This window comes from Peribacillus sp. TH16, from assembly GCF_016651095.1.
Taxonomy (GTDB): domain Bacteria; phylum Bacillota; class Bacilli; order Bacillales; family DSM-1321; genus Peribacillus; species Peribacillus butanolivorans.
Genome location: NZ_JAEKEM010000009.1, coordinates 2,740,030 through 2,754,134, shown reverse-complemented (window position 1 = coordinate 2,754,134; position 14,105 = coordinate 2,740,030). Strand labels below are relative to the sequence as shown.

General features: G+C 40.2%; 18 protein-coding genes. 12 read left to right on the top strand and 6 right to left on the bottom strand.

Translation table 11 applies throughout. The features are described from left to right. Window positions 1-21 precede the first annotated feature (21 nt). The gene (locus JFV29_RS27315; RefSeq protein ID WP_201187538.1) at window positions 22-1,041 is read left to right on the top strand and encodes a MoeB/ThiF family adenylyltransferase; all 1,020 of its coding nucleotides are present in this window, start codon (window positions 22-24) and stop codon (window positions 1,039-1,041) included. Between the two features lie 86 nt (window positions 1,042-1,127). Here the strand turns inward: JFV29_RS27315 and JFV29_RS27310 are convergent, their stop codons facing one another. Beyond that, window positions 1,128-1,475: a general stress protein gene (locus JFV29_RS27310; protein ID WP_053348422.1), complete on the bottom strand. Its 348-nt coding sequence runs from the start codon at window positions 1,473-1,475 to the stop codon at window positions 1,128-1,130. Window positions 1,476-1,622: 147 nt separating this feature from the next. Beyond that, complete coding sequence (locus tag JFV29_RS27305) at window positions 1,623-3,056, bottom strand: phospholipase D family protein (protein WP_201187536.1); 1,434 nt, start codon at window positions 3,054-3,056, stop codon at window positions 1,623-1,625. Window positions 3,057-3,206: 150 nt separating this feature from the next. Between JFV29_RS27305 and JFV29_RS27300 the strand changes: the two genes are divergently transcribed. The 4 genes from JFV29_RS27300 to JFV29_RS27285 all read left to right on the top strand — a co-directional run bounded on the left by JFV29_RS27300 (window position 3,207) and on the right by JFV29_RS27285 (window position 4,815). Continuing rightward, on the top strand, window positions 3,207-3,887 hold the full coding sequence (locus JFV29_RS27300; protein ID WP_201187534.1) for a uracil-DNA glycosylase: 681 nt from the start codon (window positions 3,207-3,209) through the stop codon (window positions 3,885-3,887). Continuing rightward, window positions 3,862-4,074: a hypothetical protein gene (locus JFV29_RS27295; protein ID WP_053348425.1), complete on the top strand. Its 213-nt coding sequence runs from the start codon at window positions 3,862-3,864 to the stop codon at window positions 4,072-4,074. The genes JFV29_RS27300 and JFV29_RS27295 overlap by 26 nt, the downstream gene beginning before the upstream one ends. Window positions 4,075-4,162: 88 nt before the next feature. Then, the gene (locus JFV29_RS27290; protein WP_201187532.1) at window positions 4,163-4,420 is read left to right on the top strand and encodes a YwdI family protein; all 258 of its coding nucleotides are present in this window, start codon (window positions 4,163-4,165) and stop codon (window positions 4,418-4,420) included. A gap of 26 nt (window positions 4,421-4,446) precedes the next feature. Continuing rightward, a complete protein-coding gene (locus JFV29_RS27285) occupies window positions 4,447-4,815 on the top strand; it encodes a DUF423 domain-containing protein (protein WP_056524091.1) in 369 nt (122 codons plus the stop codon). A 136-nt stretch (window positions 4,816-4,951) separates the two neighbouring features. Here JFV29_RS27285 and gerQ read toward each other — a convergent pair whose 3' ends face one another. Both gerQ and hemQ read right to left on the bottom strand, forming a co-directional pair. Beyond that, the gene (gene gerQ / locus JFV29_RS30825) at window positions 4,952-5,467 is read right to left on the bottom strand and encodes a spore coat protein GerQ (RefSeq protein ID WP_082612735.1); all 516 of its coding nucleotides are present in this window, start codon (window positions 5,465-5,467) and stop codon (window positions 4,952-4,954) included. 430 nt (window positions 5,468-5,897) lie between these two features. After that, entirely contained in the window at window positions 5,898-6,647 is a 750-nt protein-coding gene (gene hemQ, locus JFV29_RS27275; RefSeq protein WP_053348428.1) for a hydrogen peroxide-dependent heme synthase, read from the bottom strand. A 259-nt stretch (window positions 6,648-6,906) separates the two neighbouring features. On the opposite strand from hemQ, the gene pta reads away from it, so the two are divergent. Together pta and JFV29_RS27265 are read left to right on the top strand one after the other, a co-directional pair. Next, window positions 6,907-7,893 carry a phosphate acetyltransferase gene (pta, locus tag JFV29_RS27270; RefSeq protein ID WP_201187530.1) on the top strand — a complete coding sequence of 329 codons (987 nt, stop codon included), beginning with the start codon at window positions 6,907-6,909 and terminating at the stop codon, window positions 7,891-7,893. Between the two features lie 38 nt (window positions 7,894-7,931). Then, a complete protein-coding gene (locus JFV29_RS27265) occupies window positions 7,932-8,783 on the top strand; it encodes a lipoate--protein ligase family protein (RefSeq protein ID WP_201187528.1) in 852 nt (283 codons plus the stop codon). Window positions 8,784-9,043: 260 nt separating this feature from the next. Here JFV29_RS27265 and JFV29_RS27260 read toward each other — a convergent pair whose 3' ends face one another. Next, window positions 9,044-9,790, bottom strand: a complete 747-nt coding sequence (locus JFV29_RS27260; protein WP_053348431.1) for an RsfA family transcriptional regulator — start codon at window positions 9,788-9,790, stop codon at window positions 9,044-9,046. 333 nt (window positions 9,791-10,123) lie between these two features. Between JFV29_RS27260 and JFV29_RS27255 the strand changes: the two genes are divergently transcribed. The 3 genes from JFV29_RS27255 to JFV29_RS27245 all read left to right on the top strand — a co-directional run bounded on the left by JFV29_RS27255 (window position 10,124) and on the right by JFV29_RS27245 (window position 12,432). After that, the gene (locus tag JFV29_RS27255; protein WP_053348432.1) at window positions 10,124-10,345 is read left to right on the top strand and encodes a DUF1450 domain-containing protein; all 222 of its coding nucleotides are present in this window, start codon (window positions 10,124-10,126) and stop codon (window positions 10,343-10,345) included. Between the two features lie 237 nt (window positions 10,346-10,582). After that, the gene (locus JFV29_RS27250) at window positions 10,583-11,890 is read left to right on the top strand and encodes an HD domain-containing protein (RefSeq protein ID WP_053348433.1); all 1,308 of its coding nucleotides are present in this window, start codon (window positions 10,583-10,585) and stop codon (window positions 11,888-11,890) included. A gap of 32 nt (window positions 11,891-11,922) precedes the next feature. Next, window positions 11,923-12,432: a YwgA family protein gene (locus tag JFV29_RS27245; RefSeq protein WP_053348434.1), complete on the top strand. Its 510-nt coding sequence runs from the start codon at window positions 11,923-11,925 to the stop codon at window positions 12,430-12,432. 28 nt (window positions 12,433-12,460) lie between these two features. On the opposite strand, the gene JFV29_RS27240 is transcribed toward JFV29_RS27245, so the two are convergent. Next, window positions 12,461-12,646, bottom strand: coding sequence for a 2-hydroxymuconate tautomerase (locus JFV29_RS27240; protein WP_053348435.1), 186 nt, complete (start codon window positions 12,644-12,646; stop codon window positions 12,461-12,463). A 165-nt stretch (window positions 12,647-12,811) separates the two neighbouring features. On the opposite strand from JFV29_RS27240, the gene JFV29_RS27235 reads away from it, so the two are divergent. Together JFV29_RS27235 and JFV29_RS27230 are read left to right on the top strand one after the other, a co-directional pair. Beyond that, a complete protein-coding gene (locus JFV29_RS27235; RefSeq protein WP_201188149.1) occupies window positions 12,812-13,468 on the top strand; it encodes a site-2 protease family protein in 657 nt (218 codons plus the stop codon). A 38-nt stretch (window positions 13,469-13,506) separates the two neighbouring features. After that, complete coding sequence (locus JFV29_RS27230) at window positions 13,507-14,016, top strand: YwhD family protein (RefSeq protein WP_201187526.1); 510 nt, start codon at window positions 13,507-13,509, stop codon at window positions 14,014-14,016. Window positions 14,017-14,105 lie beyond the last annotated feature (89 nt).

Sequence of the window (14,105 nt, the reverse complement as noted above, 5' to 3'; positions counted from 1 at the left end):
ATCAGATAGGAGGGAATCATAGTGAACGAGCGATATTCAAGACAGACCTTATTTTCACCCATTGGTGAAGGGGGACAGGTGAAAATTCAACAGAAGCATGTATTACTTCTCGGGGCCGGAGCACTGGGATCTGCTAACGCTGAAGCTTTGACTCGCGCTGGTGTAGGTAAGCTGACTATTGTGGACAGGGATTATGTCGAGACCAGTAATTTACAACGACAACAGCTGTATACTGAACAGGACGTTGAAGAAAAGCTGCCAAAAGCTGAAGCGGCAAAACGCCATTTGCATGCTATCAATCATGAAGTAGAAGTAAAGGCGGTCATAATGGATGCAACCGCGCAGACTCTGGAACCACTGCTAGGTCATGTTGATTTGATAATGGATGCTACTGACAACTTTGAAACACGGATGATTATCAATGATCTGTCACAAAAGCTTCAAATTCCGTGGATTTATGGGGCCTGTGTTGGCAGTGTTGGAATGACAATGACAATCCTGCCTGGACAGACGCCTTGTTTGCACTGTTTGCTAAAAACTATTCCGATTCAAGGAATGACCTGTGATACAGGTGGGATTATTTCACCGGCTGTAACGATGGTGGTGGCACATCAAATAGCCGAAGCCTTAAAAATTCTCGTTGAAGATTGGGAATCAGTTCGTCCTTCGCTCGTTACTTTTGATTTGTGGCGGAATCAATACCAAACTGTTAGATTAACAAAAGTGAAAAAGAAGGATTGTCTTTCTTGCGGAGATCAGCGGACATACCCATTTTTAACAATGGAAAACGCGACGAAAACAGCGGTTCTTTGCGGAAGAGATACAGTACAGGTCAGACCGCCAAAACCATTGAAACTTCAACTAGAGAAGTTGGCCAAAGACTTGAACGGAAGTGGTTATTTGGTAAAAGTTAATCCATTTCTTCTCTCTTGTGAAAAGAATGGTGAACGGATGGTTGTTTTCCAAGATGGTCGGGCATTGGTTCACGGTACGAAGGACATGGTCCATGCAAAGGCCATGTACCAAAGTATTCTGGGATAGCGAATGTAAAAAGCGAGGCTGCCGGTAGAGGCGCCTCGCTTTTTTATAGAATGCTATATAGGGTAATGTATAAAGATTGATTAGAGTTAGTGAGTAATACCGTCTTTATTATCTTGTTTGGATGCAACGATGACGACTTTTCCTTCATCAAGTACTTCCTCATAACGTTCTGCTTCCATATCACTAAGTCCAAGATTGCTCATTCGATTACGAAGTTCGTCTCCACGTGATTTAAAGAGATTTCCAACTGTATCGAGGAAGCCTTGTTCTTTCATGCCAACATCTTCTGTATTCGTGTTCTCGGTAAGATGCTTCGAACGAGTTTTGTCATGGGCAAACAAATATACATCATCCTTTGTATACCCGAATGTAACTAATTCATCAATTTTTTCCTTTGCTTGCAATCCGTTTTCTACAACATGTACTTGATACATATAAACTCCTCCTTGAATTTTAGTGTAAGACTTTCTTAAATTAGGTAAATAGTATCTTGCTTATCTTAGTTGTTGATTAGCTATAGTAGTATATAACCTTATTTGGACATGGATAAACATTTTGCAATGGAATAATGATAATAATATTTAGTATGTGGTGAAACGGAACACCTTTTGTAATCGGTAGGTTAAATATTTGAAAACAGGTAATTTATCCTGATATTCACTATAATCCGCAGTGTATATTCCGTCTTGATTTTTCCAAAGTCTTTGAAAATAGTTATCGACATCCTGGGTGACTTCGGCATCATTCGGAGCGTGGATTTCAACATTGGCTTCGAGGTTATAGTCATCTAGATTGCGTGCAGTGTAATTAGCCGATCCTCCAATAATAATCATTTCATCTGCTTTTTGAATCATCATCAACTTTGTATGAAACTGTTCTTTATCTGTTTTGTACCAACGAATCGAGATGTTTTCATCACCCAGCTTTTCGAATTCAGCAGCAACTGGAAGATTAGGGAGCCCGATTTTCTCACTTCCAAATGCATTTTGATTCGGATCTAATATCATTTGAATTTTCACGTTTCGTTTAGCTGCATCTGTTAAGGCCTCGACAACATGGCGATCGGCAATATAAAACATGGCAAGCTGGATTTGGTCGCCTTTCTCCGTTTCCTTAATTGCTTTAAGAACATGTTTATTGATTTTTCCCTCTGTTAGTAACTGTACAGAAATCGGCCCTTTATCGGCAGAGGCCTCCTTGAATTCTGGAAATGCCTTCGGACCCCCTGAGAATTTCGAAGCAGCTTCTTCTGCTTTAACAAAATCGTCGATGATATTTCCATCCATCTGGAAGGCGATATTGGAGTGGAATCCGCTCGCGTCATGAGGGTTTGCTGATGAAATAATGGCCGTCTTTTCTGTAGCAATCACTTTCCTGTGATTGGCTTTGATATTCATCAATCTAAGATAAGAGCGCACGGTGACTTTTGGAGCGCTTTTGGCCATTGGGTTCACAATCCAACCTTTTCCGCTTTCGCCGAACCATTGGAAGAAGGTCCTGTATACACCTGAATAGAGCGGGTTTGGATCCCGTAGCCGATCTAAATTGGTTACAATAACATCAATGTCATTTTGCTTCAGGGTTTCCAGTGCCTCTAATTGGTAGGCGTTATAGGAAGTATTTACTTCATCAGTAATGAACATAACCTGGAGCTTAGGTTTCTTTTTCTTCTGGGCAACCAGTTTATCTGTTAGAGTCTCAGTTAACTTTGGAAAGTTTATCTTTTCATCATAAAAATTATTAAACAAAAACATATCGATTACGATAAAAGAATTAGCCTCTTCGATAGCTTGATTGATGGTTTGGAAGATTCGCTGCTCATGTTGCAGATTTCCCTGTTTATCGTGATAAGACAGGTCATAAATAAAATCAATATCCTCGACATGATGAATCTTCCCTTCATAAGAAATGCCATCAGGCAAGGGCTTGTAGCTGTTATAGATAATCACGAATGTAATGACGATCAAAATACTAACAAGCAGATAAAATCGTTTTCTTTTGTACCATTTTTTCATAGGGAATCCTCCAACATGGTTAAATTGCTTGCTAACTACCTATTTCCCCAATTTGGGGGTATATAGAAACATAAATCGTAACCTATTTGAAAAAGGGTAAGAAAATGAGTTTGATATAATAGTATAAAAAGAAGAAAGGGGCTATGGCAGATGGCAAAGCAGATATTAACAAATGATTGGTGGCCTCTGTTGGAAGAGGAATTCAAAAAAAATTATTACCAAGAGCTAAGGGAGTTTATAAAACAAGAGTACAGTCAGCATGTCATTCATCCGAATCAGGATGATATTTTCAATGCATTTCAATTTACTTCATATAAAAAGGTAAAGGTTGTCATTCTTGGTCAGGACCCTTATCATGGACCGGACCAAGCACATGGCCTTAGTTTTTCCGTGAAGCCGGAGGTGCGTATTCCGCCTTCTCTAAGAAATATTTTTAAAGAGTTACAAAGTGATCTAGGTTGTGAGGTTCCTGATAATGGTTCCCTTGTTGAATGGGCAGACCAGGGTGTACTTCTGTTGAATACCGTCTTGACTGTGCGTGAGGGAGAAGCCCATTCACACAGAGGAAAGGGATGGGAGATCTTTACGAATCAAGTTATCCGCTTGCTGAATGACCGACAAAAACCGGTTGTTTTTATCTTGTGGGGGAGGCCGGCTCAAACTAAAATCCCTTTGATCGATGAAAGCCGTCATAAGATCATTACGTCCGTCCATCCTAGCCCATTGTCGGCGACCCGAGGTTTCTTTGGTAGCAAGCCGTTTTCTAAAACAAATCAATTGCTGAAGGAAATGGGGGAATCCCCAATTGATTGGAAAATCTCGAATCGTTGATGTGGAGAAGAAAATTGAACGGGTAAATTGTATGGCGTGCAGGCATTTTTATGTAACTTGGGATCCTAATTTTCCAAAAGGCTGCCGTGCTTTTCAATTTAAAACGTTAAACCAACCATCTCTTGATGTTTTTCGTTCTTCCGGACAGCTTTGCATGAAGTTTGAATCCAAGTTGTTAAAAAAGTAGATCAGTATGCAAGGATGTTTTCTTCACCTCCAATTTTTGCTATGCTAGGTATGAAAGTTTTGACATGTATGTAGACGAGGTGGTAAAGGTGGATATTTCATCAAAACGAATGTTAGATAAAATGGAAGAGCTTGTCTTGAAAGCGAAACAGGCAAATTCAGAGGATAAGTTGCAGGGGTATGTAATTGCCATTCAGTCTCTATGTGAAGTAATGGTGGATGAAAAAGCTGGTAACATCAGCATTCCAAAGCCAATCACATTGACCCAGCCTGTTATATCATCTGTATCCAATGTAGAGCCGGTTAAAATGGATGAAGCAAATGGCGCATCCTTATTCGATTTTTAAATTAAATAAAGAGGGGAGAAGAAAAAGTGAAACTGTTTATCATTTTAGGAGCATTGAATGGTTTTCTTGCCGTAGCGCTAGGTGCATTCGGAGCGCACGGACTGGAAGGGAAAATTCCTGATAAATATTTAGCAACATGGCAGACGGCTGTCGATTATCAAATGTTTCATGCAGCGGGTTTATTAGTGCTTGGTTTGTTGGCGGGAAAGATCTCAAGCCCGCTAATTAATTGGTCAGGCTGGCTTATGCTGATAGGAATTATCCTGTTTTCCGGAAGCTTATTCGTTCTTAGTGTTACTCAAATCAAAGTTCTGGGAGCCATTACACCAATTGGTGGAGTTTCATTCTTGGTTGCTTGGGTTCTAATGATCATTGCTGCATATAAATACTTATAAAAAAAGCTGACCTTTTTCTAGGTCAGCTTTTTTTGCATCATGGATGAAAAATGAATTATCTAGGTTATTTTCATATAAGAAACAGGCTCAAAATCACAAGAATTTGAGCCTGTTTCTTATAACATTAAAGCTTTCTTCACCTTGGCGAATACGTGGCAAGCCCAGCGCCTCCAAATGGATATTCATACTCAATTTCTTCGTCAAAGGTAATGTAATCTAAGTATACCATCGGGATTAAGTAACGTTTTCCTGTTTGCGGGTCGCTTATGATTAAGTGGTCGCGTCCCGCAGCCTCAATAATTCCTTTGAAGATCTTTGCATTCCACTCCTTGTTGTTTTCAAACGTCGTATAAACGGTCGCCAATTTCCCTTTATTTAGACGTAGGATGTTCTCGATATAAGATGCCTCGACTGGAAGCATGCCAGGTACCTGTGGTCCGGATGTGGGAGCATTCATCGGCATAGGTATTTGTTGAGGCGTGCCTGCCTTAGTGGGCTGCTGTGGCTGGTATGATGGTTGTTGGTAAGCCTGCTGCTGGAAATTTTGTTGCGGGTAAGGAGCCTGTTGTCGCAGGTCAGACTCATTATTTTCATAGGGGTAATATGGGCTTCCTCCGTACGGATAATTACCATAAGGGTTATTTTGTGACATTACATTCCCTCCTAAATTCAAGGTTTATTTGATTTTGTGGAATTTGGACAATCCGAGTGCGTGGGCTGGAAGAAACAGTGCGATTTATAGCGACCGGTATTGTATTGGTTATACCACTGTTCTTGACAATCCCCGGGTGGCTTAAAAAACCACAATGAATTTTAAGCGATACATAACGGTTGCCTTTAATGATTTACGGGTAAAGTCAAATCCTCTTGACGGGCTAGTAAGATAGAAGTAAAGTTCCTTCACCTCGCTGGAGTTAGGCGTTGCCTTGGTCAATATTCCTTAAGTTGAATAAACCTGTGAAAAAATAAATTCATCACTATTGAAAATGTATGGGATGTGTCATAGATTTATTCCACAGCCGGGGAAATAAAAGGAGGGCTTCAAAAGAAAAAAGCTTCCGGAAGATCCGGAAGCTCATGTCTTATACGTATAAAAAAGAGGGTACGCTTTCTTCCGGAAGGATATTCCCTACAAAGAAAGAACCGAACGCAGCGTAGCGTGCGCTTACTTCATCAAAGCGCATTTCATAGATTAACTTTTTAAATTGAAGGACATCATCTGCAAATAGCGTAACGCCCCACTCATAATCGTCAAAACCGACAGAACCGGAAATGATTTGTTTTACTTTACCGGCATAACTGCGGCCAATCAAACCATGTGAACGCATTAAGCCTTTGCGTTCTTCCATAGAAAGCATGTACCAGTTATCATCACCTTCACGACGCTTGTCCATTGGGTAGAAGCATACATGCTTCGCTTGTGGAAGAATCGGATAAAGTCTTGAACGTACATGAGGGTTTTGGTAAGGATCCTCATCATCTCCACCTGCTAGGTAATTACTTAATTCCACTACAGAAACGTAGGAATAAGCTGGGATTGTATATTCTGCAAGTTTCGTTTTATTGAATTCGTTTTCAATTGCATTCAATTCTTCCATTGTTGGGCGGGCAAACATAAGCATGAAGTCCGCTTTTTGGCCAACGATGGAATAGAGGGCATGACTGCCTTCATTATTGCTTTGAGTCGTATTCCATTTATCCAGTAAACCTTGGAATTCTGAGATAGCTAATTGGCGTTCGTCACTTGATAACGTTTTCCAAGAAGCCCAATCAATCAGACGGAAGTCATGTAAACAATACCAGCCGTCAAGTGTTTGTGCTGCTTCACTCATTGCGATCACTCCTAAGTCTTAGTATATCTTTAATATAACATAGTTTAAGTATAAGGAAATTTATATCAGTCCGCAAACACCGTTACTGTTCTTCGGTGTTCAAACAAATTTCATATTTGCCGATTTCATGATGGTGACCAAAGTGGCTGGAATTTACCTAGCTGCTAGAGTATTCTTAATAGAAGATGAAAATGGAAGTTTTGCTGAATGGTTGATATAGAAATAACAAGAGCAGCGTACATAAAAGGAGGAAGCGGTAGTGAGTGATTTATTTCAAATATTAGAATCGAAAATTACAGGGCATAATTTAAAAATCGTCTTTCCAGAAGGATTGGATGAACGTATTTTGGGAGCTGCGGGCAGGCTTGCCAAAGCTAAACTAGTAACGCCTGTATTGATTGGCGATATCGAGTTGATTCAAGAGAAAGCTAGGGAATTAAAAATTTCTCTTGAATCAATTGAAATATATGACCCGAAGAATTATATCATGATGGATGAAATGGTCGAAGCGTTTGTAAAGGTACGAAATGGTAAGGCGTCTGAAGAACAAGCCCGTGAAACCCTATTGGATGAGAATTATTTTGGAACAATGCTTGTTCATATTAAACAGGCACATGGCATGGTGAGTGGCGCAACTCATTCAACAGCTGATACGGTCCGTCCTGCTCTGCGAATCATTAAAACAAAGCCAGGTATTCAAAAAACATCAGGTGCCTTTATTATGGTCCGTGGCGAGGAAAAGTACGTGTTTGCTGATTGTGCAATTAATATTAACCCTGATTCCCAGGACCTGGCAGAAATCGCCGTAGAAAGTGCGAAGACGGCCCTTATGTTCGATATCGAACCGCGTGTGGCGATGCTGAGTTTTTCGACAAAAGGATCGGCAAAATCTTCGGAGACTCAGAAAGTCGTTGATGCTGTCAAATTGGCAAAAGAAATGGACCCTCAAATTCTTCTTGATGGAGAATTTCAATTTGATGCGGCCTTTGTTCCGTCGGTCGCTAGACAAAAAGCACCGGATTCTCCTATTCAAGGAGATGCTAATGTTTTTATTTTTCCAAGTCTTGAGGCAGGAAACATTAGCTATAAAATGGTACAGCGCCTGGGTGGCTTCGAAGCGGTCGGCCCGATCCTGCAGGGACTTAACCGTCCTGTAAATGATCTTTCAAGGGGATGCAGTGAAGAGGATGTATATAAATTAGCTGTTATCACAGCTGCACAGGGCTTAGTGGCCCAATATCAATAAGTCATGTCATGAAGGATAAAAAGTAGAGGGAGATTTATATGTGTGAAACAGATTCATTGTTAAAGCAGCAAGAGTGGCGGGTTATTGATCAATCATCCGTCGGTCCTCAGTTTCCTGCTCTAGAGTCCTTTGCTATGGATGATACGTTTTGTGCTTCCGTAGGGTCTGGTAAATCAATGGCCGTAGCAAGAGCGTGGGTACACCATCAGACGGTTGTGCTTGGTATTCAGGATACGAAGCTGCCTTTTCTTAAAAAAGGTGTGGATTATTTAAAAGAACACGATTTCCAGGCCATTGTACGGAATTCTGGAGGGCTTGCAGTTGTGCTGGATGAGGGAGTTCTTAATTTATCGCTCATTTTCCCCGAAAATGAGCGGAAAATTGAAATCAACCGTGGATATGATGCGATGTGGGAGCTTGTTCAATTGATGTTTGCTGATTTCCAAGTCGAAATGGAGGCAAGGGAAATCACCGGTTCATATTGCCCTGGAAGCTATGATCTAAGTATAAATGGGAGAAAGTTTGCCGGTATATCTCAGCGTCGGATTCGCAATGGAGTAGCGGTGCAAATTTACTTGTGCGTCAATGGAAGCGGTGCAGAGCGAGCCAGTCTTGTGAAGGGTTTTTACGAAGCCGCTAAAGGAGATGCAGAAACAAAATTTACTTATCCTGATATCATGCCATCTGTAATGGCTTCCCTTTCAGAACTATTAGACGTGCGATTGAGCGTGCAGGACGTAATGCTTAGATTCCTGCATGTATTGAAGGAACATAGCGGTAGGATTTTCTCCGATTCTCTTTCAGTGGAAGAATGGCCGTTATACGAAGCTTACTTAACAAGAGTGGTAGAACGTAATGATAAGGTATTTGATTCATTAAAAGAAGACTGATATGAAAAAGCTGTTTCTGTAAGTGGAAACAGCTTTTTCACATTTCAATATGATGTTATCATTCACTGAAACTGTTAAAGGAACAGAGATTGGAAACCAAAGTAAAATCAGATAAGCCACGTCTTTAGTCCTTTCAACTATTATCACTTGAAGCCATGAAAAAAAGAGCCTTTTTTAGACTCTCTTTTTCGATCTGAGATAACCTATGGTTGGCCTTTACCATGTGGTTGATCTGTAAGCAGAACCCCACATTATTTTTGTTACTCAGCCATTTTTTCTAAATTTCCATTTCGGTCCATTTTGAACTTTGTTGCTGGCCGTTCCTCTTCCTCTAATAAGACCAGCTTTCTTGCTCGATTCATGATATTCATCAAAGTCTCATAATCTTCCTGCATCAAGCCGCTGTTCTGCTCTAGATGGCTGATCTTATTTTCAAGATCTTCATTTCGTTTTTTCAGACCTTTAATTTCGAGCTTCAATCTTTCATTTTCGGTTTTTAATACTTCAGCCTGAAGCATTCGGCCGTTCATAGATTCTAAATAGGCTATAATCGTATCAAGGTTCATAGTCTTTTCTAGTGTTACTGGTATGTTCTGTTGCTTTGGCATGAAAGCTTCAGCCACAACGAATTCTTCTGCTGTTTCATAATTAGTAGTTTCTACTTCGGATTCTAATTCTAGTTCCTCTTCTTGTAGGTGAGGAACCATAATATCAGTAATCGTTGGAGACGGCGGTGTATAAAGAAGCCGTTTTTTCCCTCCTTGATCTTTTCCAAGAATCCTTTGACGCTGCTTGCGCTGCTTTTTAGCAAGGGAAAGAGCTTTATCGTAATTATGGCGGACGACTGCATTCCAACGGAACCCGCAAGCGGCAGAGGTGCGGTTTAACTTGTCCCCAACCTCCTCAAAAGCATTCAGCTGAGTGCTGCCTTCCCGCACATGGCGCAATACCGTTTCTGCTAAAAGCAAATCATCTTCTTCTGTCCAGGCATCTTGACGAACCTTCATTTCTACATACTCCCTTTCTGGTAACTTTTAAAATAAATAACTATATAAAATATCGTGTGGCAATGATTTATGGGGTGTTCTACTAGCATTTTGGACAAAATCTGGATTTTTTATACAAAAAGGTTGAAAGGATACTAGTTTTTTGTAATTTTAGGGAAAATAAAGGATGCACTGACTCAGAAATCATTAATTACACCATTTCCTTTTGGCTGGACTTCCCTTTTCACATCCATCTAACCCTCTTGATATTAATAGGTAGAAACGGTAAAATACCCTTTAGTTATGTAAATGGGATGAAAAATAGTTTGTCATAGAAAGGATGGTGACCGAAGGATGTCCAATGAATTCAGAGTGTGTGATGACTGCTTGGCGGTAAATATTAAAACGTTAATTCCCCGTCTGGAAAAGCTTGATCCCGATGCGAAAATTGAAATTGGCTGTCAATCCTATTGCGGTCCAGGCAGAAAGAAATCATTTGCCTTTGTCAATAACCGTCCAGTTGCAGCTCCAACGGAAGACGAGTTACTAGATAAAATTAATAAAAAACTAAAGTAGAATTCATGATAGATAATTAGGGTAGATTGACTACTTTTGATAAATGAAACACGCCATTCATCACCCAGATTCAACAAACTGCGGTGATTTTTTATTTCCTTATTTTCGATACGCAAATCGATAAAAACTTCCGTTTTCTTACAAAATGGTCCCTCTTGCTATCAAGGGGTGAGTTAGGGTTTTTTGTCAAAACACGCTATAATGAAAGCAATGAGAATATGAAAAAGAGGGTAGTTCATGGGATATTCCGGCGAAAAATTACAGGAAGAAAAAGTATTCAAAGACCCGGTGCACCGATATATACATGTTCGTGATCGGGTTATATGGGATTTAATTGGGACGAAGGAATTCCAACGTCTTCGTAGAATCAAGCAACTGGGGACGACTTATTTAACTTTTCACGGTGCGGAACATAGTCGACTCAGCCATTCGCTTGGGGTATATGAGATTGTCCGGAGAATCGTTGATGATGTTTTCGAAGGCAGACCGGAATGGAAACCGGAGGAACGGCTACTTTCTCTATGTGCGGCACTTCTGCATGATTTAGGACATGGTCCATTCTCTCATTCTTTTGAAAAGGTGTTTGACCTAGATCACGAGCAATTCACCCAACAGATTATTGTGGGTGATACGGAAGTGAATAAAATCCTGCTCAAAGTAGGTCGTGATTTTCCTAAAAAAGTGGCAGAGGTTATTGCAAAAACGTATAAAGGCAAATTAGTAGTCAGCCTGATTTCGAGTCAGATTGATGCCGATAGAATGGATTATTTGCAACGGGATGCATACTTTACTGGGGTAAGTTATGGACATTTTGATATGGAACGGCTTTTGAGGGTAATGCGGCCTCGTGAAGAGCATGCCGTCATTAAGCAAAGTGGGATGCATGCGGTGGAAGACTATATTATGAGCCGTTACCAAATGTATTGGCAGGTTTATTTCCATCCAGTGACGAGGAGTGCGGAAGTCATTCTTACCAAAATATTACACAGAGCGAAGCATTTATATGAATCCGGCTATGAATTTGCTCAGGAACCTCACCATTTTTATTCTCTGTTTAAGGGAGAAGTAACGTTAGCAGACTATTTGAAAATGGATGAAGCTGTGATGCTCTATTATTTTGAAGCATGGGAAGAGGAAAATGATGCGATATTAAAGGATTTATGCACTCGCTTCGTTAACCGTAAACTATTTAAATATGTGGAATTTCATCCATCTAATAGTCAGATGAACAGATTAATGGAGTTAAGAACATTATTTAAGAAGGCAGGAATCGATCCGGATTATTATCTCGTCGTCGATTCCTCATCCGATTTGCCGTATGATTTTTACCGGCCAGGTGAGGAAGAGGAGAGACTACCGATTCACTTGTTGAAAAATAATGGGGAAATCCGTGAATTGTCACGAGAATCTGAAATAGTCGATGCAATTTCGGGGAAAAGAAGAACGGATCATAAATTGTATTATCCATCCGATTTATTGCGCGATGAATCAACGAAGAAAAATATTAAAAAACAAATTCGTAAGCTTTTGGAGCTTTCGGATTAAAGTGGTACATTTTTGGTGAGGAGTGACGAGCCTTGTTTAAGGATCATGCAAACATTATCAATGCGATTTCTACTGCCGGTGAAATTTCAGGTCGGAAAAAACTACAAAAAATCGTGTATATCGCGAAGAAGCTGTCCTTTCCGTTTCATGAAAAGTTTCAGTTTCACTTTTACGGACCGTATTCGGAGGAGTTGACCTTACGAATTGAGGAGCTTTGCGATATGGGTTACTTGAATGAAGTAAGAGAAAAAAAAGCAGGTTATTACCAGTACTGTTATTCTATAACGGATGCTGGACAGGATTTCCTATCCATACAGGAAGTGGAGATGCCCGCTCTTGAAGCTTGCTTACTGGATATGAACGAACAAAATGCCCGTTTTTTGGAGCTTGTTTCGACGGTGCTTTACTTCGATACATTGGAAAAAGAAGAGGTTATCGAGAAGATCTTTACATTGAAAAGTAAGCAAAAATATACGCTTGAAGAAATTGATGAAGCATATGTATATATTGATCAATTAAAAACAAAAGCTAAGCCGAATTGATGGCTTAGCTTTTCCTAATTATGTAAATCTATTGATCGCTTTTGCGGACGCCTGCTACTGCTAAATGATTTTTTGTCATTTCTTCAATGAAAATCGTTACAGCTTCAGCTGGTGCTCCAGTCGTTTCCGTAACCGCTGCGGTTACTTTTTCAACTAAAGCCTTTTTTTGCTCGTCCGTACGGCCTTCAAGCATTTTGACTGTTACATATGGCATATTCTTTCCCCCCTTTCCCCTTATGTTGTAGTGTTTCACATTGGAAATGGAATTGCAAGATACTGAAATCAGAGTTTTTTCACTTCTTGGTCTTTTGTTGTATACTAACGGTAATAAATATTGGGGGAGAAGCTATTGGAGCTATTGATGCAATTCTTGAAGCAAATAGAACGGTTTTTGGCATATAGTTTGGAAGAACTTCCATATGTCATTGTGTCACTGTTAATCGCATTTACGGTTCATGAATTTTCCCATGCTTATGTAGCCTATAAGTTCGGTGACCCGACTGCAAAGAATGAAGGAAGAGTTACATTGAATCCGATTCAGCATTTGGATCCGATAGGAACACTGCTGATTTTGATAGCCGGATTTGGTTGGGCAAGACCTGTCCCGGTCAATCGTTTTCATTTTAAGAATCCAAAATTGGCAGGAGTACTCGTCTCTTTTGCCGGTCCGTTCAGTAATTTGCTTGTTGCAATTTTGGGTTTTTTAATTTTTTACGGGTTACTTGCGTCAGGCGTTGGACCTGATTTACCTTTTTTCGTCGAGCCCTTCTTAAGTATGCTCATAAACTTAAATATCCTTTTATTTGTATTTAATCTGATACCGCTACCACCGCTCGATGGTTATAGGATCGTACAAGATCTTGTTTCAGCAGACTTGCGGGCAAAAATGACCCAGTATGAACAATATGGCTCCCTGATTTTTTTGATTCTGATTATCACACCGCTGAGTCATTATACAATTAGGCCAATTTTGGATACTATCGTGCCGTTTGTAGGTGGCACCTTGAGTCAATTTTTTTCACTTTTGTTTTTTTAACTGATAAGGAATGACAAACAATAAAGGGGGATATAAACATGGAAGAACAACCAAAGAAAAAGGTAGGGTTTAATATTATTAAAAACGATCCGATGAAAGGTCATAGCGGATATGGGGCTGGGGTTTTGACGCTCGATAATATTTCTCCGGTCATCATTGATGTTGACGCGTGCGAAGCCGAGGTCGATATTGGGGCGATGCATGCGAGAAGTGCAGTGGAAAAAGGAATCAAATTTTTAAAGACTAAGGAAGAGGTCCCGAATGCCAAACTTTACTGGCTTGTTTGGGTGACTATTGAAGCCACTCAAAATGGTCCGCATTATGCAGGTGTGACAGCATGTGAAATGATGGTCGATCGTTCAATTAGACGCGGGTACAAATCCCTTCCGGAGCATGTTAACCGGATGGATAAATCGCTAAAACGACATATCATCGTCGACGACATGGATGACAAATCAAAGCGGATACTTGCGGACTTCCTGAAAAACCATGACGCAGGCATGTGGGAACGCTCATCAGCCCAGCTCAAGCAGTCATTGACGGTTTGAATGTGATTTAATGTATTAATGTATGAAATTTGAAGTTTAGTGAAAAATGCACTTGTAGGAAACAGATAAAATCAGTAAACTTAAAGACA